The following is a 22,812-nucleotide window of genomic DNA, read 5'->3' on the forward strand; positions in this document are numbered from 1 at the left end:
AAAGGCGGTATGCGTGTGGACAAAGAGACCGAACGGCTGATGTATGAACAGACCGGAATGAAAGCCATGCGATCGGCCTCAGGCATCCAAGCGCTTTACGCCGCTTTTGCCTCCGGAGAACACCAGGTCATGGTGGCAGAGGGCGACGAAAAACGGATTCGAAAAAACCTGATGCCTGAAGCGCCGGAACCGTCCCGCAGCATTCATGTGTCAAGGAAGACGCACGTCCATCTGCCAAATAAAGTACAAGCAGAACTCAAACATATGATATCAGGCATTCTGAAGGTGAAAGAAGAAGAAATAGATGCTGAATCAGAGATGAGAGATTATGGCTTTGATTCGGTTTCATTCACGCAGTTTGCAAATGAACTAAATAAAATGTATGGGTTTGAACTGACACCGGCCGTGTTTTTTGAATACCCGACAGTCTTTAGTTTTGCCCAATACTTGCTGACGGAACATCCGGATACATTCGGCTCACAGGCAGAAACAGAAACGGAGAAACCGGTTGTGCGTAAAAAAATGAAGACGGAGCCATTCTCGATTCCGTCCCGCCTTCCTAAAACAAAAACCGCAGCTGCACCTGAAGAGCCCGTGGCGATAATCGGAATCAGCTGTGCATTTCCAATGGCTGAAAATCCGGACATGTTTTGGGAGAATTTAGCCGGAGAAAAGGACTGCATTTCTGAAATACCGCCGGAGCGCTGGGACTGGAGACAGTATTACGGAGATCCGCAGAAAGATAAAAATGCGAGCAATGTAAAGTGGGGCGGCTTCATTGATGAAACCGCTCAATTTGATCCTTTATTTTTCGGTATTTCTCCGCATGAAGCCGAAATGATGGATCCTCAGCAAAGACTTTTAATGATGCATGTATGGAAAGCGATTGAAGATGCCGGCTGCTCTGCCAAAAGCCTGTCAGGTACAAATACAGGCATTTTTGCAGGCACGGCAAACAGCGGTTACGCTCAGGAAGCTTCAAAGTTCCATATAGAGATTGAGGGTTCTTCCGCCGCCGGAACGGTTCCGTCAATCGGTCCGAACCGCATGAGCTATTTTCTGAATATACATGGGCCGAGCGAACCGATTGAAACCGCCTGTTCAAGCTCATTGGTCGCTGTTCACCGTGCGGTCAGGGCAATTCAGGCCGGAGACTGCAGCATCGCGATTGCAGGAGGCGTCAATGCTATTGTGTCGCCGGATATGCATATCAGCTTTAATAAAGCGGGAATGCTCAGTGAAGACGGGCGCTGCAAAACATTTTCCGATCAAGCGGACGGGTATGTCAGAGCTGAAGGTGCCGGCATGATTGTTTTGAAAACATTATCCGATGCGGAACGTGACGGCGACCGTATTTATGCCGTTATTCGCGGAACGGCGGAAAATCATGGCGGACGGGCGGCTTCCCTTACATCGCCAAATCCGAAAGCACAGACAGAAGTCATGATAAAAGCTTATCAGCAAGCGAACATCGACCCCCGTACAGTGAGTTATATTGAAGCCCACGGCACGGGAACTGCGCTCGGAGATCCGATAGAAATCAACGGGCTCAAAGCGGCTTTTGCAGCGCTTTATCAGAAAGCCGGAGTAACGGCACCCGATCAGCCTCATTGCGGCCTCGGTTCCGTCAAAACGAATATCGGCCACACAGAGCTTGCCGCCGGCATGGCCGGTCTTTTAAAAATTATTTTGCAGATGCAGCACAAAACGCTCGTTAAAAGTCTGCATTGTGAAACCGTTAATCCGTATATCAGCCTCGACGGCAGCCCGTTTTATTTCGTCCGCGATACTCAGCCGTGGAAAGCGGCGACTGATGATAGCGGAAATGAACTGCCGCGGAGAGCGGGTGTCAGCTCATTCGGATTTGGCGGTGTCAACGCTCATGTCGTGCTCGAAGAATATCTTTCTCCTGTTGAAGAGAAACAATGGACGGCCGGTGAACTTCAGCCGTCCTTATTCATTCTCTCGGCAAAGACGGCGGAACAGCTGAAGGAACGTGCGGAACAGCTGCGCAGATATTTGGAAAAGTCACATTCAGCTGACGGAGCTCTTGCGGGTATCGCTTATACGCTTCAGCTTGGCCGGGATGAAATGGAAGAGCGCCTTGCCGTCATTGCTGAATCAAAAGAAGAGCTTACGAACGCGCTGAATGATTTCCTCAGCGGCAAGGAGACGGGGCAGAATTTCTTTACAGGCCGGAACAAAGCGATGAAACAGCTGTTTACAGAGATGACGGACAACGCAGAAATGAGCGGGACCGTAGATCAATGGATTGAAACAGGAAAGTATGCAATGCTTGCAAAATTATGGGTGCAAGGTTTACATGTCGACTGGAATAAATTATATCCGGACGAAAGACCGAAAAAAGTCAGCCTGCCCGTCTATCCTTTTGCGAAAACACATTGCTGGATACCGCACAGTGCGCAGCATATAAGGCACCGGGAGACTTACGGGACTGATACGTCCCCGCTTGAGACTTATGAGCGCCTGCTTGATGAATTGGAGAAAAACGAAATAAGCATAGAAGCCGCTGTAAAAAGAACGATCGGTTTTTACAGGGATTAGCGTAATGGAGGAAACCATATGAAAGAGTTTCTGCACCGGGTTTTTTCTGACGTCAAAAATAAAAAAATGACAAAACAGGATGCGATCGGCATTTTGCGAGATTATGATATGCGGATGGGACTTCGCCAAGCGGCTTCCCTTCATCCGCTTGCTCAGCAGCATATTTCCGATGAAACGGGACAGGGATTCTCGGCAGCTTTCAGCGGCCGGGAATTTTTTCTCGCTGATGTTTCTTTACAGCATAAAAAGCTTATGCCCGGAGAACTTCTTTTGGAAATGGCGAGAGCTGCGGCTGTTTTGACAGTAAAGGAGACTGCGGCAGTCCGGCTGACGAATATTGTGTGGTCAAAGCCCATTCTGACTGAGGCTGAGCCGTTCCATATCGAAATCAGGCTGATACCCGCAGAGGGTGAAGCCAAAAGGTTTGAGATTTATAATCCATTTTCTGCCGATTCCAGTCATCATGATGTGTACAGCCAAGGGACGATTCAGCCAGTTGATGCTGTGCCTGGCATGCTGGATATCAGCCGCTTGAAGGAAAACAGCGGTTCCCTGATGGATCAGCAGCAAATTGAAGCCATCACTCAGAACGATGCCGTTCAATACAATGAGCACATGAAAGGAATTGAGCGTATTTATGCCTCAGCAGGACGGATGCTGGCAGACATATCAATTCCATTGACAAACCAAAAAGAATCCTCCCGATTCGGCCTCCCTCCCTGTGTGATGCAAAGTGTGACAGAGGCATGCGCGCTGCTTGGCGGCAAAGAATATAAAACGCTCGCCCCGGTTTCATTGGACGAGCTTTTGTTTTATGAATCTTGTCCTGACAAGGTATGGGCCGAGATACAAGAGAAGGCGGGGAGCTTTTATATTGATTTATGTGACGAGGAAGGAAAAATATGGGCTTCCCTGTCGGGGTTGAAGCTGCAGCCTGTCATCAAGACGGGCGCTCCCGGAAAAACCAATGCCGAACACCGCAGTGAACGTTTGTATGAACAAACGCTTCTTCAGCTCAAAACGCTTTTTGGCCTGACTGCAAAAATTGCTGTTTCCAACATAGATACCGAAGAGCCGCTGGAAACCTACGGAATCGACTCAGTCACTGTGACGAAATTGAACCGCGAATTGTCTCTGCTTTTCGGTGACCTTTCCAAAACGGTTTTTTACGAATATAAGACACTGGGCTCCCTGGCAGCTCACTTTGTCACGGATTATCCAAAAGAATGCCGAAAATGGACAAATGATGATGAGCACCGTTCAGGCATATCAGAACAGGTTTTGGCAAATGAAGATTTTCCGGTGCTTCCGTCATTTATCAAGCGAAAGAAACGGCCTTCTTTTTCCAATGAGAACCAGACAAAAGAAGGGATTGCGATTATCGGAGTCAGCGGATGTTATCCGCAAGCTGAAACACTTGAAGAGTACTGGGATAACTTAGCAGCCGGAAAAGACTGTGTGACGGAAATTCCCGAAGAGCGCTGGGAAAAGGACAAGTACTACAACCCTGATCCCGAAGCGGCCGTAAAAGCAGGGAAAAGTTACAGTAAGCGGGGCGGGTTTCTGAAAGATGCCGCTTTCTTTGATCCGCTGTTTTTTCAAATTTCACCCCGTGATGCTTTGAATATGGACCCGCAGGAGCGTCTCTTTATTGAAATGTGCTGGCAGGTGCTGGAGGATGCCGGTTATACGAAGGAACAGCTTGAGAATCTGTATAACGGCCGGGTCGGCGTTTTTGCTGGCATTACGAAAAACGGGTACGGAATGTACTGGAAAAACGGCGGCACCCTGCAGCCGAAAACGTCGTTCAGTTCAGCGGCCAACAGAGTTTCCTATTTTCTTAATCTGAAAGGGCCGAGCATGCCGGTTGATACGATGTGCTCGTCTTCGCTGACTGCAATTCATGAAGCGTGTGAAAACATCCTTCGCGGCGAATGTGACATGGCGATTGCCGGCGGTGTGAATGTGTATACGCATCCTTCGGCTTATGCGGAGCTCAGCGCCTATCGAATGCTTTCAAAAGACGGAACGTGCAAAAGTTTCGGTGTAGGCGGGGACGGATTTGTTCCCGGTGAAGGCGTCGGGGCCGTGCTGTTAAAGCCGCTGTCAAAAGCGATGGCTGATAAGGACCATATTTACGGGGTGATTCGCGGCACTCATATCAATCACGGCGGCAGAACAAACGGGTATACAGTGCCGAGTCCGAGCGCCCAGGCTGACGTGATTTCCGGCGCGCTTGAAAAATCAGGAATACATCCGCGGATGATCAGCTGTATCGAAGCCCACGGCACGGGCACTGAACTCGGAGATCCGATCGAAATTGACGGTTTGACCCGTGCATTTCAAACGAAAACGTCAGATAAAGGCTTTTGCGCCATCAGCTCAGTTAAATCCAATATCGGGCATTTGGAAGCCGCGGCAGGCATTGCCGGTGTAACGAAACTGCTGCTCCAGTTTCAAAAACGCAAGCTGGCCCCCTCTTTACATTGCCGGAAATTGAATCCGAATATTGCATTCGACCGGACGCCGTTTGTGGTGCAGCGTGAATTGGCAGACTGGAAACGGCCGGTCATTGAGGAAAACGGAGCGCAGAAAGAGATTTCGAGAATCGCGGGAATCTCTTCTTTTGGCGCAGGCGGGGCAAATGCCCACATATTGATAGAAGAATATATTGAACCTGATAGGGAGATTTCTGAGCCATTCACAGATGAAGACCCCGCAGTCATTTTATTATCCGCCAAACAGGAGGCCAGCCTGAAGCAGCGGGCGCAGCAGCTTCTTCAAGCGATCAGAAAAAATGACGTCACAGACCGCAGCCTCCGGGATGCGGCTTACACCCTTCAAACCGGAAGAGAAGCGATGGAAGAACGTGCGGCGTTTATCGTGACGTCGACAGAGCAGTTAGCGGAAAAACTGCAGCGTTTTATTGACGGCGGGACAGACGGCTGCTTCAGGGGAAAAAGCAAACAGCATAAAGACATTCTAGCCGTTTTTAAGGATGAAGATATGCAGGATGCCGTCCGTAAATGGATGAAAAGAAAAAAATTCGCGAAGCTTCTGGAACTTTGGGTAAAAGGGCTGAAGATTGATTGGTCAGAGCTTTATAACGGCAGCCTGCCGCATCGCGTCAGCCTTCCCGGTTATCCATTTATAAAGGATCGTTATTGGCCGGACGATGCAGCGCCGGACAATGTCTGTGATGCTGAAACATTTCGTGAAATCCGCTTTTTACAGAAAAGCTGGGCAGAAAGCAGCCGTGTTCCGGCTAAGGAAGTGCGGGGCGTCATCGGAATATTTGCTGATCACCAGACAGGAAATTTGGCCGTTGAGCTGTCCCGTTATTTCCCCGAGTCTGAAATCATTGACGCCGCATCACCGGTAATATCCGGGGACGCGGCTCGGTTTGGCGGCCTGATTGATGTGACCGGATGCGGGACGGAAATCAAGCATGATGACGGCTGGATTCATCGTCTGCAGTCTCTCATTGACAACAGAAACCGCAGCCGAAAGCTTCAGCTGCTTTGTGTGACAAAGGGGCTTGAACCTTTTGCAAATGAAACGATAAATCTCTCAGGTGCAAAAAAGGCTGGATTGTACCGGATGCTCCAAAGTGAGTATAAGGATATCCGCTCGCGGCATATGGATGCAGAACGGACTGCCGAAGATCCCGAGCTGGCAAACCAGATCGCAGAGGAGTTTTTTCGCGATTCTGAAGACATCGAAGTGTGTTACCGAAACGGTGTGCGTTATCACGCGCGGTTAAGGGAAACAAACAGCTTAGCTGAAAAAGAATTTTCATTTCCGAAAGACCATGTGCTCTGGATCACCGGAGGGACCCGCGGACTCGGATATTTATTCGCCCGGCATTTTGCCGAACGTTACGGAGTCACGAAACTCGTGCTTACCGGAAAAGAAACAATGCCTCCGAAAGCGGAGTGGGATGACCATATCAAACGGAATTCCCCGTTTTCCGATAAAGTGAGAAGAATCAGAGAGCTCGAACAAAAAGGGGTCCGAACGGAAGTGCTGTCTGTATCTTCCGGCCCTGAATATGAGCAGGCCGTCAGCCGGGTGAAAGAGAAGATGGGGCCGATAGGAGGCGTGATACACGCAGCGGGAGCCGTAGATCTCGATCATCCCGCCTTTATCCGCAAAACAAGAGAACAGATGATGCCCGTGCTTGAACCTAAAACAGACGGACTGGACCTTTTGTATCAAGCGCTGCACAAGGAGCCTCTCCGGTTTTTTGCGCTGTTTTCTTCAGTGTCCGGCGTGATGCCGGAATTAGGAGCGGGACAAAGCGATTATGCCATGGCTAACGCCTATATGGATTATTTTGCGGCCGCAAAAGGTTTTCCGGTGCTGAGCATCCAATGGCCAAGCTGGAAAGAAACGGGTATGGGCGAATCAAAAAGCCGGGTCTATCAGAAAAGCGGTTTAAAGAGCATCACTGACAGAGAAGGACTGATCCTGTTTGATGCCATTATGGCAGGCGATTGCGGATCTGTTATTATGCCGGCCGTCATTCACCCGGAAAAATGGGAGCCTGACCGCCTGCTGCTTTCATCCGGCCTTACCGAAACAAAGCAGCAGGAACAGGCCGATACAGAAAGCGTTGAGGAATGGCTGACGGGTATTTGCTGCCGGGAATTAAGACTGGAGCCGTCAAGATTTGAATCTGATACACCTTTTCAAGATTACGGAGCCGATTCCATCATGCTTGCCCAAGTGTCCAGAGCGATCGGAAAGAGGATCAAAGCTGACCTTGACCCGGCGGTGCTGTATGAATACCCTACGGTTGCTGCGCTGGCGGGATGGCTTGAAACAGCATACCCGGAAATCAAAGCTGCCGTTTCAAAACCGGTGCAGCCTGTAATCCCGTACATTCCCAAACAAACAGCAGCCGCTGTCATTCAGCCTTCCGGAGCTCCAGCGGCGCAAGACATCGCTGTTGTCGGAATGTCCTGCCGTTTTCCGGGAGCTGAATCAATTGAAGCTTATTGGAAGCTGCTGTCTGAAGGAACGTCGGCCATTCAAAGGGTGCCGAAAGAACGCTGGAAAACGGAGAAGGCGGATTATGCGGGCCTTTTAAAAAATGTAACGCATTTTGACCCGGAGTTTTTCCTTATTCCCGAAGAAGACATCAAGGCAATGGATATCCAGTCCTTTCTTATATTAGAAGAGGCGCTCCATCTGTTTAGAGACAGCGGTTACTCTTTACAAGAAATGAAAGGCAGGTCAGCCGGTGTCTATTTAGGAGGACGCGGCGGCAGTATGCCTGACGAAAACCGTCTGAAGCATGCAAAAAATCCGATAGTAGCCGCCGGCCCGAATTACTTAGCGGCCAATCTTTCTCAATTCTTTGATTTGAAGGGGCCGAGTCTCGTTTTGGATACGGCCTGTTCTTCAGCGCTTGTCGGTATGAATATGGCGATACAGGCGCTTTCTTGCGGCGAAATCGACTCTGCGGTGGTCGGGGGAGTCAGTCTGCTGGAATCCGGTCAAACCCACCGGATGTTCGAACTTCGCAATCTGTTAAGTGAAGAGCCTGCGTTTCATATTTTTGACCGTCGCACCGGCGGCATCGTATTGGGAGAAGGCGTCGGAATGGTGTATTTAAAAACAGCGGCCCAGGCTGTAAAAGACGGGGACCGGATTCATGCGGTCATTAAAGGCATTTCCGTAAACAATGACGGCAGAACCGCGGGGCCTGCCACACCGAATATACAGGCGCAAAAAGAAGTGATGGCCAAGGCGCTTGCCAAAAGCGGCAGAAAAGCGGAGGATATCAGCTACATTGAAGCAAACGGTTCAGGCTCTGAAGTAACAGACCTTTTGGAACTGAGGGCGATTGAAGCGGTGTACCGTATGCAAAACAGCGCGCCTTGCGAATTGGGGTCGATGAAGCCGAATATCGGACACCCGTTATGCGCTGAAGGGATTGCCGGATTCATTAAAACAGTGCTTATGCTCTCGCGCCGAATGCGTGTGCCTTTCCTTTCGGGCAAAGAGCCGATGACGCATTACGATTTGTCCGCCTCGCCGTTTTATTTTTCGCACGCTCTGCGTGAATGGACGGATTCACCGCGGATTGCCGCCGTCAGCAGCTTCGCTGACGGAGGGACGAATGCCCATGTCATAGTGGAAGCTTGGGAGCAAAAGGCGTATACCCCGGTTAGAAAGCCTTTGCCGAGACAGGAATTAAAACGCCGGCCCATTCGTCCGGACAAAGCCGAAAGCCTGCATGAAAGCGCACATAAGTCCCGCCCGAATACGTTTTGGAAACAAATGAAGACTTACTGATTGCGCTGAAAATTGAACGTCGATATGGAGGAAGTTCATATGCGAGAGCAGCTTCTTATTAACAATCAGCATCCCGTTTTGAAACATCATAAAGCCTATGGAAAGGAACTGCTGCCGGGTCTGGCTTATATTGACCTGATCTATCAGACTTTCAGAGAAAACGGTTTTTTTCATGCCGGTCTTGAACTCAGACACTTATCGATTTTTCACCCTTTAGCTCCTGAACAGGGAGAATCAATCCTGCTTTCCGTTGATTGTACAGTGAGCGGCGAAGGGCAGTGGAAGGTGGAGGTGAAAGGGCAAAAACAAGGTGACGAAGCAGCAGAGACAAAGGTATATGCCGCGGCGCACATGCAATCCGTCAAGCCCGCCGGCTTCCAAGAGAGCGTCCGGATGGATGCCGTAAAACAAACGGCGGCAGAAATACCGATTGAGGACATTTACGCGGAATGCAGGGATCAAGAACTGGTTCATTCAGGAATGATGAAAGGCTGCGGAAGCGTCTACCAAACTGAAAAAGAGATTTATATTGATCTGTCGGTGCAAAAGGATCAGCTGGAACATGCAGAAGAGGCGATGTTTCATCCCGCATTGATCGATGCGAGCAGCATCGGCTCCAATGTATATCTCGCTCCTTTGACGAGGGAGGAGGGGCAATTATTTCTGCCGCTGTTTTATGAATCGTTTTATTGCGCCGAATTGCTGCAGACAACATGTATCACCAAGATAAAAAAAGAATCCGTCACCCGTAAGAAAGATCTCGTTTACGTGACAATGGAGTTTTTCAATGAGGAAGGCAGAAAAGTCGGCGAACTGAAAAACTTCGCCAATAAACTGGTGAGGGACCCAGAACTGATCAATCAGAAACGGCAAAAGAAAGAATCTGACGGGCGGAATGCCGTCCCGGCTTCGCAAGCGGAACCGGCGGCTTCCGAGCCCCGCTCTTCGGAGACTTCCGCCGGCCTTACTGAACAGTGCATCCTTTATTTAAAAGAATTGCTTGCCGCCCGATTGAACAAACCTGTGAAAGAGATTGACCCGGATATCGGCTACTATGAAATGGGGCTGGATTCTCCGGGGCTGTTGGACATGGTAAAGGAAATTGAACGAAAAATCGGTTCGCAGCTTCTGCCGACGCTGTTATTTGAATACACGACAATCACGGAATTGGCGGGGTATTTGTGCGAACATTACGGAGCCGGTTTCGGCCATGCTCAAAGCGGACATTCAAATGCTGAACCTTTGCACCGGGAAAAAAAGAGGACGACCCAAATCCGCGTGAAAAAATCGGCGTCAGCCGGAACACAGAATGGAGATATTGCCATCGTCGGGATGGCGGGACGGTACCCCGGCGCCAAAAATCTTCGTGAATTCTGGGCAAATTTAAAAAATGGCAAAAACAGCGTAACGGAAGTGCCTCGTTCCCGCTGGGATACGAAGAAATATGAGCATTTGCGATCGCCGTCCGGCAAGCCGATTTCCAAATGGGGCGGTTTTATAGATGATCCGGATTGTTTTGATGCGAAATTTTTCCGGATTTCTCCGCGGGAGGCAGAAGCTAAAGATCCGCAAGAACGATTGTTTTTAGAAACATGCTGGGAAACGATTGAGGATGCGGGCTACACCCCGGAAACAATCGTTCAGCCGAAAGGGCCGAATAAGAGAATGAACGTCGGTGTGTTTGCCGGGGTGATGCATATGGATTATTCTCTCGTCGGCGCTGAAGCTGCGGCCAAAGGGCTGGTCTTTCCTTATCCCTTGAACTATGCGCCGATCGCAAACCGGGTTTCATATTTTTGCAATTTTCACGGGCCGAGCATGGCGGTTGACACGGTGTGTTCGTCTTCTCTGACGGCCGTCCATATGGCGGCGGAAAGTCTGAGACGCGGTGAATGTGAAGCAGCTCTTGCCGGAGGCGTCAATTTATCATTGCATCCGACAAAATATATCACATACGGCTTGATGGATATGCATTCGAGTGACGGGCTGTGCCGCACGTTCGGCGAAGGCGGCACAGGCTATGTCTCAGCTGACGGCATCGGGGCCGTGCTGCTGAAGCCGCTTCACAAAGCCGAAGAAGATAAGGATCATATTTATGCGGTGATAAAAGGCAGCGCCGTCAATCACGTGGGAACCGTCAGCGGGATTACCGTGCCGAGCCCCGTGGCGCAGGGGGATATGATAGCTGAATGCTTTGAAAAAACGGGGATCGATCCCCGGACGATTTCTTATGTGGAAGCGCATGGAACCGGAACTTCTTTAGGAGACCCGATTGAAATACAAGGTCTTGTTAAAGCTTACCGCACGTTTACGGAGGATCGGCAATTTTGTGCGATCGGTTCCGTTAAATCGAATATCGGACATGCGGAATCAGCCGCTGGAATCAGCGGGCTTCATAAAACGGTTTTGCAGCTGTTTCACAAAACGCTTGTCCCTTCTTTACACTCAGAGACGATTAATCCGTATCTTCGTTTAGAGGACTCGCCATTTTACGTGCAGCAAAAAACCGAGTCATGGAAAAAGCCGGCGTATACAGAGAACGGCAGTGAACATTCCTGTCCGAGACGCGCAGGCATCAGTTCATTCGGGGCGACGGGTTCAAACGTTCATCTCATTTTAGAAGAGTACAGGCCCAAAAACCCCGGCATTACGGAGAATCAAGAGAGACCGTACATCGTGCCTCTATCAGCAAAAAATCCGGAGCGGCTCCAGGAATATGCTGCCCGCCTGCTGATATTTCTCAAAGATAAAGCGCTTGAAGGAAGCGGTCCGCTTCATGACAAAATAGATACAATTCAAAATCAGCTGGAAAATGCGTTGCGGGGTGTTCTGGCGGAAGTTCTGCATGTTGCGGCCGGTTCGGTAGATGGTGAACACGATTGGAAGGAATTCGGCTTGGATGTCATGCAGCTGACACAGTTTTCTGAGCTGATGACGGATCAATACGGGCTGGAAATAGATATGACTGATCTCATACAGCATACTTCCGTCCGGACTTTAGCAGAATGTCTTACAAAAGATGAGAAACATAAGAATATTCTTTCCGGTCTTTTCGGTCAGTCCGTTTTAGATAAGCAGCCTGATGAACCTTTTTCCCTGCGGTCACTGGCGTATACGCTGCAAACGGGACGGCTGGCAATGGAAGAACGGCTTGTTTTTTTAGTGAACGATCAAGCGGACCTGATCCGGAAATTAACCGAATTTACAGAACGAAAACGGCAGATTGACGACTGCTTTCAAGGGCGGTCTGATAGCGGAACGGAAATCAGGGGTTTCCTGAATGATGATCAGGATACGGAGGAGCTGATCCGAAAATGGATGGACAGCGGCACTTACAAAAAACTTGCGGAGTTGTGGTCAAAAGGATTTGAGATAGACTGGACGCGGTTGTATCAGGAGGAGAAACCGCGCAGGATGAGTCTGCCGACGTATCCGTTTGCAAAGGAACAATATTGGATACCGGAGCCCGATCATCCCGTTACTTCCGTAAATACAGAAAGCAGGCTTCACCCGCTGCTTCACCGCAATACATCAGATTTGTTAGAACAAAAATTCAGCACGGTACTGAACGGAGATGAATTCTTCTTAGCCGATCATATCGTCCGAAACAAGCGTGTTCTCCCCGGGGCGGCTTACCTTGAAATGGCGAGAGCTGCGGCTGGACTGGCTGCCGCGCCGTTAGCCGCTGAATACACGGCTAAAACCGGCATTTCGCTGCGGTATATCAGCTGGATACGCCAGGCCGTTCATAAAAAAGAGCCGCTGCGAATAACGACAGGGCTTTCCTTGGAGGATAACGGCAATATTTCATTTCAGGTGTACAGCAATGAAAACGATTCAGACATTTATTGTGAAGGCAGTGCTGTGATTGAGCCGCTGTCTGAGGCGCCGGTCCTGCATATTGAACAGCTGAAAGCGCGATGCCGCAAAAAAGTGCTGTCAAAAGAAGACTGTTATGCGGCGTTTACAAAGGCGGAAATTGTATACGGACCTTCACATCAAGGAATTGATCACATTTATTGCGGGGAAAAAGAAGCCTTGGCTAAATTGGTGCTCCCTGCTTCCGTTTCTGATGAGGCCGAACAGTTTGTGCTCCATCCTAGTCTGATTGATTCCGCTTTTCAGGCGGCCATCGGCGTTATGAATGAAGATCAAGCGGGTTATCCGGAGCAGCCGTTAATGCCTTTTGAATTGCATGAACTGACCGTTTTTCATCCGTGCAGTCCAAACATGTGGGCGGCCGTGTTTGTGACGCATGAAACACCGGCTGTGCGAAGAATGGACATTGATATATGTGATGAACGCGGCAATGTGTGTGTAAGGATAAAAGGATTTTCTGCCCGAATGGCCGAAAGTGCGCCGCCCGTAACCGATAATAAGCAATACGATCTGCCGGGTAATCTTACCGGAGCCGTCAAACTGATGCAGGTATGGGACGCGGAACCGATAGACAACCAAACCGGCTTCCTCATTTCTGAAGCAAAAGCTGTCATTATAGGCGGTACAGACGCGCAGGCTGACGCGGTTTTACGATTGTTTCCTAAAGCTGTGCGATTTGACAGCAGCCAAAGTGCTTCTGTTGAAGCGATATCTGATCGGTTCCGCCGTCTCGGTGAGATTCAGCATATGATCTGGTTTGCCCCTCAACCGGCTGATTCTTACATCCATGATCAAAAAAGCGGGGTGCTGCAAATTTTCAGAGCGGCCAAAGCTCTTATCGGTCTCGGGTATGGAAAAGAGCAGCTCGGGATGACGGTGATTACGCACCAAGCACAGCCTATCACCCAATATGATGAGGTGCGTCCCGCTCATTCCAGTGTGCACGGTTTCGTCGGGTCTCTCGCTAAAGAACATCCGAGCTGGCACATCCGTCTGGTCGATCTTGAAGACGGGGGGGATTTCCCCGCAGAAGACATATTCAGCCTGCCCCGTGACCGTACGGGTAAAGCATGGGTGCGCAGACATCATGAATGGTACCGGCCTCAATTGCTTCCGGTCCAAAGCGAGCCGTCTGAAAGTGTTCCTTACCGCTATGGAGGCGTATATGTCATCATCGGCGGTGCGGGAGGCATCGGCGAGGTTTGGACAGATTATATGGTGACGATGTATAAAGCCCGAATCGTCTGGATCGGGAGGCGGCCGCTGGACAGCCGGATACGCCAAAAAATAGACCGGTACCGGCCATCAGGCCCGGCTCCCGAATATATAGCCGCAGATGCTTCTGATCTTCCATCGCTTCAGCGCGCCTATGAACAGATTAAAAACACATACGGCACCATCAGCGGCGTCGTTCATTCAGCGATGGTATTTGCGAATGAAAGCGTAAAAGATATGGAAGAATCACAGTTTCACGCCGGCCTTAGAGCGAAAGTGGATATTTCCGTCAACATTGCCGAAGTATTTGCGAAAGAGTCTTTGGACTTTATTCTCTTTTTCTCTTCGGTTATTTCATATATTAAGAATCCGAATCAAAGTCATTATGCGGCGGGGTGTGCATTTAAAGACGCATTTGCCCATGAGCTTGCCGGACGGCTGTCATGCCGGGTCAAAGTGATGAACTGGGGTTATTGGGAGCGGGCTGACAATCACATTTCTGAAGAGTTTGACAGACTGAGCCAAATCGGTCTCGGGCTGATCAGCCGGGCGGAAGGGATGCAGGCGCTGGAAACTTTGCTGACGCAGCCGATCTCCCGTATGGGGCTGATGAAGCTGACCAAGCCGATTCCGATCGAGGGAATGAACCCTCATGAATTTGTGACTATCTGATTGCCTGTCAAAATGACGGAGCAAATTTAATTTTCTTAGGAGGATAAGGTTTTGGGTAAGGGAGACAAACAAAAAGACCGTACACAGTTATCCTTAAGAACAGAAATAAGCAATCAAATGAAAGAATTGAATCGGCTTTTGCTGCAAGTGCTGCGGGTGACGCTGCGTTCAATGGGGCTGACCGGCGAAGCGCCTGCGGCTTCCTGTCTGCCTTTATATGAGCGCTGGCTGGAAGAAAGCATCCGTCTTTTAGACAGCGATCTTAAAAGCGGTGAAACGGCCGCGGTTTGGGAAGAGTGGCATAAGAAGAAAAACGAATGGCTGAAAGATCCGGATATGAAAGCGCAGGCTCTGCTGACGGATACCGTCATTCAAGCTTTGCCTGACATTTTAACAGGCAAAATAAAAGCCACTGACTTGATGTTTCCCGATTCTTCAATGGAGCTTGTTGAAGGAATCTATAAGCATAACATTCTCGCTGATTATTACAACGATGTGCTGGCAAATGAAGCGTGTATGTATGTGGAAAATGTAATTAAAAACAATCCTGATGCAAACATCCGTCTGCTGGAGATCGGAGCGGGCACCGGCGGAACGAGCAGCACACTGTTTAAAAAGCTCCGCCCCTATCAAAACTATATTCAGGAATACTGTTATACCGACTTGTCAAAAGCTTTTTTAATGCATGCCGAAAAGGAATACGGCGCGGACAATCCGTATTTGACGTATCAGCTGTTTAATGTGGAGAAGCCTGCGGCGGGCCAGGGATTACATCTGAGAACCTACGATATCGCTATTGCCGCAAACGTGCTGCATGCCACCAAAAATATCCGGAAAACCTTACGGACGGCAAAAGCCGTATTGAAAAAGGACGGTTTGCTGCTCGTTAATGAACTGGGCGGGCATACGCCGTTTACACATGTTACATTCGGCTTATTAGAGGGCTGGTGGCTGTACGAAGACGAGGCGTTGCGGATTCCGGGGTGCCCCGGTCTTTATCCGGAAACATGGAAATCCGTTTTAATGGCTGAAGGCTTTCATTCCATTCAATTTCCGGCTGAAAACGAACGCCTGCACACCCAGCAGATTATCACGGCGAAAAGCAACGGAGTCATCAGGCAGAGCAGGGAAGCTTACACCGCGCAAAAGCGCCAATCAAACGTACCGCAACCATCCTCTGATCGTCAGCTCCCCATCAAACAAGCGGGAGAGGGGCTTGCGGAAAAGACAGCTGCTTTTCTGATAGGGGCTGCGGCAAAAGTATTAAAAATGCCGGCAAAAGAGATAAATCCGCTGGCTCCTCTGGATGAATACGGCATTGACTCTATTCTGATCGTTCAGCTGACGAATGAGCTGCGGGATCTCGTCCCTGATATCAGCAGCACGCTGTTTTTTGAATACCGGACGATAGAAGAGCTTGCCGCATACTTGACTGAAACAAAGGAGCGCGAACTGCATGCGCAATTTTCTGAAGAAGTCCGTCATACTGAAGCGGTATCATCCGGCTCTTTGCTTGAAAAAAGCACAGAGTACCTGAAACAGATCGTCAGCTCCATCTTAAAGATGCCGATTGAGGACGTTCAAGCCCATACGCCCCTTGAAGAATACGGAATCGATTCCATCTTAATCGTACAGCTGACCAACCGCGTGCGGGAAGACGTCCCTGATATCAGCAGCACATTGTTCTTCGAGTATCCGACAATCGGCGGATTAGCGGAATATCTCGTCAGCTCAAGACAGGAAGATATGGCTGGGATTTTCAAGACAAATAAAGAAGCCGAAAAGACGCCGCACACTTTACAGAAAAAGCAAAGCCGCAAAAAAAGCGCCGGATTGACGAAGCGCCAAGCGGCATCTTTTTCTGAAAAAGCGCCGCCCGCTTCCGAACCGCCGTCAAAACACCTTGAAGTGGCAATTGTCGGTCTTGCCGGGAGGTATCCCGGAGCTGAAAATGTTAATGAGTTCTGGGAACGGTTAAAGACCGGTGAACACGGAATCACCGAAATTCCGAAAGACCGCTGGGATTGGAGGGACTACTATGATGATACAAAAGGGAAGGAAGGCCGGATGTATACAAAGTGGGGCGGCTTTTTAACAGATATTGATAAATTTGACCCGCTGTTTTTTAAAATCTCCCCGAAAGAAGCGGAGCGCATGGATCCGCAGGAGAGACTGTTTCTGGAAACCGCTTATGCGGCCCTTGAGGATGCCGGATATACCCCTGATTCACTATGCGCCGGTAAAAAGGTTGGTGTCTTTGCGGGTGTCATGAACGGCAACTATCCGACAGGGGCCCACTACCACTTTATCCCGAACCGCGTATCCTATGTGTTTGATTTTCACGGTCCGAGCATCGCGGTCGATACCGCATGCTCCTCATCCTTAACCGCCATTCATCTCGCCGCAGAAAGCATCAGAACAGGTGCATCTGAATGCGCGATTGCCGGCGGCGTAAACCTGATTACAGATCCGGTTCATTATATCGGGCTTTCTTCTATGAGAATGCTGTCACCGTCAAACGCGTGCAAAGCGTTCGGTGATAAGGCTGACGGGTTTGTTGACGGAGAGGGCGTCGGCTGTATCGTGTTAAAGCCGTTGAATAAGGCTGTTGCAGATCATGATCATATATACGGTGTCATTAAAGGAAGCGCTCTGAACGCCGGCGGCAAAACGAACGGGTTCACCGTTCCGAATCCGAATGCACAAGGGGAAGTGATCGCAGAGGCGATGGAGCGGGCAGGGATTGACCCGAGAGCAATCAGCTATCTGGAAGCCCACGGCACCGGCACTTCCTTGGGAGATCCGATTGAAATCGCAGGGTTAACCAAGGCTTTCCGCCGCTATACGGATGCAGCGCAATTTTGTTCCATCGGTTCTGTTAAATCCAATATCGGACATCTGGAAAGTGCGGCGGGCATTGCTGCGGTCACTAAAATTCTTCTTCAGATGAAACACGGATATTTGGTGCCGTCGCTGCATTCAAAGCAGCTGAACCCGGAAATTGATTTTGAAACTTCTCCTTTTATCGTGCAGCAGGAAACGGCGGAATGGAGACGGCCGGTCATAGAATCTGAAGGAGTAACACGGGAATATCCGAGAATCGCGGGTACATCTTCTTTCGGCGCGGGCGGAGCGAATGCCCACCTGCTGATAGAAGAGTATGAACCGGCAGAAATAACTTCGGCAGACTCCGGCCGTCCGGCGCTTTTTGTTTTATCGGCAAAAGATAAAGACCGCTTGCGCGAGCGGGCTCTGTTGCTGTCGGATGCCGCCGGAAACGGAACAATTACAGATGCGAATCTGCTTGACGCGGCATTTACCCTTCAAGTCGGCAGAGTCCCGATGGAAGAACGGCTGGCGATGACAGCGGACTCTGTTTCTGAATTGGAACAGAAGCTGACTGCTTTTCTGAATAATGCTGGTTCCGTAAGCGGGGTGTTTACAGGCCGGAGTGATAGTTCTGTCACAGAGACGGAAGACACAGTCAGTGATTGGATGGAAAAACGTCAATTTGACAGTCTTTTGAGTGCCTGGGTTCACGGGGCGCCCGTTGATTGGGCATCTTTATATAAAGGCGCGCTGCCGCATCGTATCAGTCTGCCGTCTTATCCATTTGCAAAAGAAAGCTACTGGATGAAGCGGGAAGAACCAAAAACCGGAACAACTGAATATGTGCATCCTTTCCTGCATGAAAATACGTCAATCTTGGCGGAGCAAAGCTATCATACATCTTTTACAGGCCGGGAACACGTTTTCCAGGATGTGAGAGGGGAGCGGGTTCTGTCGGCTGCCGTTTATCTAGAAATGGCGCTAGCGGCTTATCATCATGCGGCAGACAGCTCTGAAGAAAAAGAGATATGGATCCGAACGGCGGCATGGACTGACCCGATAACCGGCGGACATCACGGTGCGGGCGTCAATCTCTCCCTTCTGTCTGAAGACGAGGAAGGCATCCATTATGAAATATACAGTGACGTAGAGAAGCTGCATCATTATGGAATCGTCGGACAAGGGAACAGACAGCCATCCCGCGTGCTTGATATTGTCTCCTTACAAAAAGACTGCCGCCCGCTGTTATTCGATTATGAAACACCAGGCACATCAGGTGTAACCATCAGTAAGGAGTTCCGCACCGTTGAAAAGCTTTATGCGGGAGAAAATGCGGTTTGGGCGAAGCTTGCTCTTATAGATGAAAGCGGCGGCCGTAATCCGGGATATCATATACCGCCGGAATTTCTGGACGCAGCTTTTCATGTCCTGGCAAAAACGGAGCCATCAGTCCATATCGTGCCTGAAGCAGTTGAAGAACTGCGCGTCATGCGTCCGTGTTCATCGGGCATGTGGATGTATATTAATAAAAAGAATCAAACCGGCTGTGACATTCAATTTTGTGATGAAACCGGCATTGTCTGCGCAGAAATCAAAGGGGTGAGAATGAGACAGCCGTCTCAGCAGGATCACGGGCAAGAGGAACAATCCGAGATGATGATATTTGAAGAAATGTGGACTCAGCAGCCTCTGATGAAATCCATTCATGAAGAGCTGAAAACGGTCATCTGTTTCCTTACGGGAGAAGCTGCCAGAAAGCATGCTTATCGGTCTTTACAATCTCTTTATCCGGGAACCGGCGTGTTTTTTATTTCACAGGGTGAGGAAACTCAAAAGCTTTCAAACACGCATTATCAAATTAAAATCACTGACGGACAAGCATATCAAGAAACGTTTCGGCATATTGAAACGGCTTGTGGCAAAGCGGATGCCGTTTTATATGGATGGCCGCTTGAAGATGAAAAGGCCGTGAAAGACTATTCCATTCTCTATCATGTGATCCGCGCAGCTGCTTCTTTGCGTTCTAAACCGAGGCGAATCCTTCTTTCCGCTCAGTGCGGGACCGATACCGATATCAGTTACGCCGAGTCATGGATCGGGCTGGAACGGTCGCTGAAACTGATTCTGCCGGAGACGGATACGGCCGCGGTTTATTTTGGACAAAAAGGACCGTTTGAAAAGCTGATTCATAACGTATGTGAAGAGCTTCACAGTGAGTCATTCCGCAGTGTCATGTACAGCGGGGAAATCCGTCACGTCATGGAAATGAAGCAGACGGATATTGCCCCTGTTGAGAAGCGTGTGATAAAAAGCGGGAAAACGTACTTGATTACCGGCGGATGCGGGGGATTAGGCTTGTTATTCGCCGGATATTTTGCTGAAAAAGGACCGGTTACGCTCATTTTGACGGGGAGATCAGCGGCAGGCGGCCCGGTGCTGAACAAGATCAAGAGATTGGAAGAATCAGGCGCCAAGGTGTTTTACGTGCAGGCGGATGCCGCAGATCAGGCTCAGATGGAGAAAGGTTTGCAAGAAGCGAAAGAGAAAGGATGCGGACCGATTCACGGTGTCATTCACGCTGCAGGTCTTCAAGGCACTGAAAGCATTCTGGAGAAAGATCTGCAAACCTTTCAGCAAGTCTTAGCGCCAAAAGCGGACGGCACCGCGGTGTTAGATCTGGTTCTGTCACGGGAGCCGCTTGACTTCTTCTGTTGTTTCTCTTCTTCTTCAGCGATTTTAGGAGACTTCGGTTCTTGTGACTACGCAATGGGGAACCGCTTCCAAATGGCTTTTGTCCATCATCGGGATAAACTTGTGAGCCTCGGACTCAGAAGCGGCAAGTCACTTGCCATCAATTGGCCGCTTTGGAAAGAAGGGGGGATGCATGTCGGCACGGCGGAAAGCACCGATATGTATTTAAAATCAAGCGGACAGCGTTATTTATACACAGAGGAAGGACTCGAAGCTTTTGAAACATTGTTAGTCCAGCCGTCCAGCCAGTATCTCGTCCTGGCCGGTTTTCCGTCGAGGGCCAAACGCTTCCTGCAGATAGATCAAGGCGAACGGCCGATTTCGGGTTCTGTACACAGGAACGTCCCGTTTTCAGGAAGGCGGAGTGAAATGAAAGGCTTTACACTGGAAGAATGCGTAAGCTGGGATGTGAAGGAACTGGCGGCGGGGCTTTTGAAAATAGACAAGAACAGACTGACGGACGCTGACAATCTGGCTGATTTCGGCTTTGATTCTATCAGTTTGGCGGAATTCGCCTCTTCTTTGTCCGCTCATTACGGAATTGAAGTGACACCGTCCCTGTTTTTCGGACATTCCACACTCGAGAAGGTCGTCCGCTATTTTCTGACGGAACACAAGTCCGTCATGGAGCATGTCTATGAAGAAAAGAAACCTGAATCCACAGATCAATCTGTCTTTGAAAAGGCAGGAACGGAAAAGCGGAAGAAGCAGAGGGGAAGAAATAAGCTGAACGCCGGAACCGAGGGCAGTCAGGCAGCTGATTCCATTGCCATTATCGGCATGAGCGGCCGATTTCCTCAGGCACGCACGGCGGACGAGCTGTGGGACATTCTGTTTCAGGAAAAGGACGTTGTCGCACCGGTCGCAAAAAAAGGCTTCACAAGTTCAAAATGGAAACTCGGCGCTGTACCGGGGGCGGACGAATTCGACCCTTTATTTTTTGAAATATCGCCGAGGGAAGCTGAAACGATGGATCCGAAACAGCGGCTGCTTCTTCAGGAAGCGTGGAGGGCCCTTGAGGACGCCGGCTACGGCGCCAGTCACATCAGGCGGCAGACGATCGGTATGTTTGCGGGGGCGGAAGAAGGAGATTATCACCTTTTAACACGGGACAAAGGCAATGTCACGTCTCATCATAACGGTATTTTGGCAGCGCGGCTGGCTTATCACTTGAATTTATCAGGTCCTGTGATGGCGATAAATACTGCATGTTCTTCGGGGCTCGTTTCTGTCCATCAGGCGGTATTAAGCCTGCAGAATAAAGAGTGCACAACAGCTGTTGCGGCCGGGGTGAATATCATGAATACCCCGGACTTTTTTGAAACGATAGATAAAGCCGGAATGCTGTCGGAAAACGGGAAATGCTTCGCGTTTGATAAAAGGGCTGACGGCATGGTTCCGGGGGAAGCGGCCGCGGCGGTTGTTCTTAAGCCGCTGAGAGAGGCGGAAGCGGATGGTGATCCGATTTACGGGGTGATTCGGGCGAGCGGCATCAATTATGATGGGAAAACAAACGGAATTACCGCTCCGAGCGGCGTCGCGCAGACCCGGCTGCTTACTTCCGTTTATGACCGGGGCCGTATCAACCCTGAAGATATCGAATATATCGTCACACACGGCACAGGTACAAAACTCGGTGATCCGGTGGAAATTAACGCGCTTTATGACGCATTTTCTGCCTATACAAACAAAGAAGCATTTTGCGCGCTCACGTCAATTAAAACCAATATCGGCCACACGTTTGCCGCGTCAGGCATTGTCAGTTTGATCAGTCTTTTACAGGCGTTCTCCCGTGAAATGATTCCCGCCAGTCTGCATTGCAGCGGGGAAAACCGCTATATCAACTGGGAGAAGAGTCCTTTTTATGTGAATAAAACGGGAAAACCGTGGCCTTCTCTGCCGGATAAAAACCGAATGGGGGCAGTCAGCGCATTCGGGATGAGCGGAACAAACGCCCATGTCGTTATGGAAAGCTATAAGCGCAGCGTTTCACCTCATCGGCATGCCCCTGCATATTTACTGACTTTGTCTGCAAAAACAAAGGATGCCCTTCAGGAAAAAATCGAAGATATGATCACTTGGGCGGAAAATGGCGGACTGAAAGAAAATGATCTAGCCCAGCTCAGCTATACGTTGCTAAAAGGACGGCATCACTTTAACCATCGCGCCGCCATCGTGGTTCAAGATGCTGATGACACAGTGTATATATGGAAGCAGGCAAAGCTTAATGAACATCACCCTTATGCGTTTTCGGGAAAAGTACCGCAGCACTTTGCAGGCCGTCAGCATATTCAGGAGCACATAATAGAAGTGCTTGGCAAGTGCAGCGCCTCATATTCTGACCATAGAAAATATCAGGAGCTGTTATGCGTGCTGGCAGATTTTTATTGTCAAGGTTATGAAATCGAAGGGGACTTGCTTTATGGCGGACCTTTGCCGCGAATCGGCAATCTGCCGGGCTACCCGTTTGCCAGGCAGACGTATTGGGCGTCCGATTGTCTTCAGAGAGAGCTTGAAAGCCGGAACTCAGCTGAACGTGAAAAGCTTCACCCGCTGCTCCATGCGAATACATCGACCTTTACCGCCCAGCGCTTTACC

4 protein-coding genes are annotated in these 22,812 nt (G+C 49.8%); all 4 read left to right on the forward strand.

Annotated features, from left to right (window positions below; genetic code table 11):
- The coding region (locus ICW23_RS18530) for a beta-ketoacyl synthase N-terminal-like domain-containing protein (protein WP_223152465.1) at positions 1–2,565 on the forward strand (2,565 nt) is incomplete at its 5' end.
- 18 nt (positions 2,566–2,583) lie between these two features.
- Positions 2,584–8,868 carry a type I polyketide synthase gene (locus ICW23_RS18535; RefSeq protein WP_188154911.1) on the forward strand — a complete coding sequence of 2,095 codons (6,285 nt, stop codon included), beginning with the start codon at positions 2,584–2,586 and terminating at the stop codon, positions 8,866–8,868.
- 39 nt (positions 8,869–8,907) lie between these two features.
- Positions 8,908–14,634 carry a type I polyketide synthase gene (locus ICW23_RS18540; protein WP_188154912.1) on the forward strand — a complete coding sequence of 1,909 codons (5,727 nt, stop codon included), beginning with the start codon at positions 8,908–8,910 and terminating at the stop codon, positions 14,632–14,634.
- Between the two features lie 51 nt (positions 14,635–14,685).
- The coding region (locus ICW23_RS18545; RefSeq protein ID WP_188154913.1) for an SDR family NAD(P)-dependent oxidoreductase at positions 14,686–22,812 on the forward strand (8,127 nt) is incomplete at its 3' end.

The organism is Bacillus sp. 1021 (genome assembly GCF_014534735.1).
Taxonomy (GTDB): domain Bacteria; phylum Bacillota; class Bacilli; order Bacillales; family Bacillaceae; genus Bacillus; species Bacillus siamensis.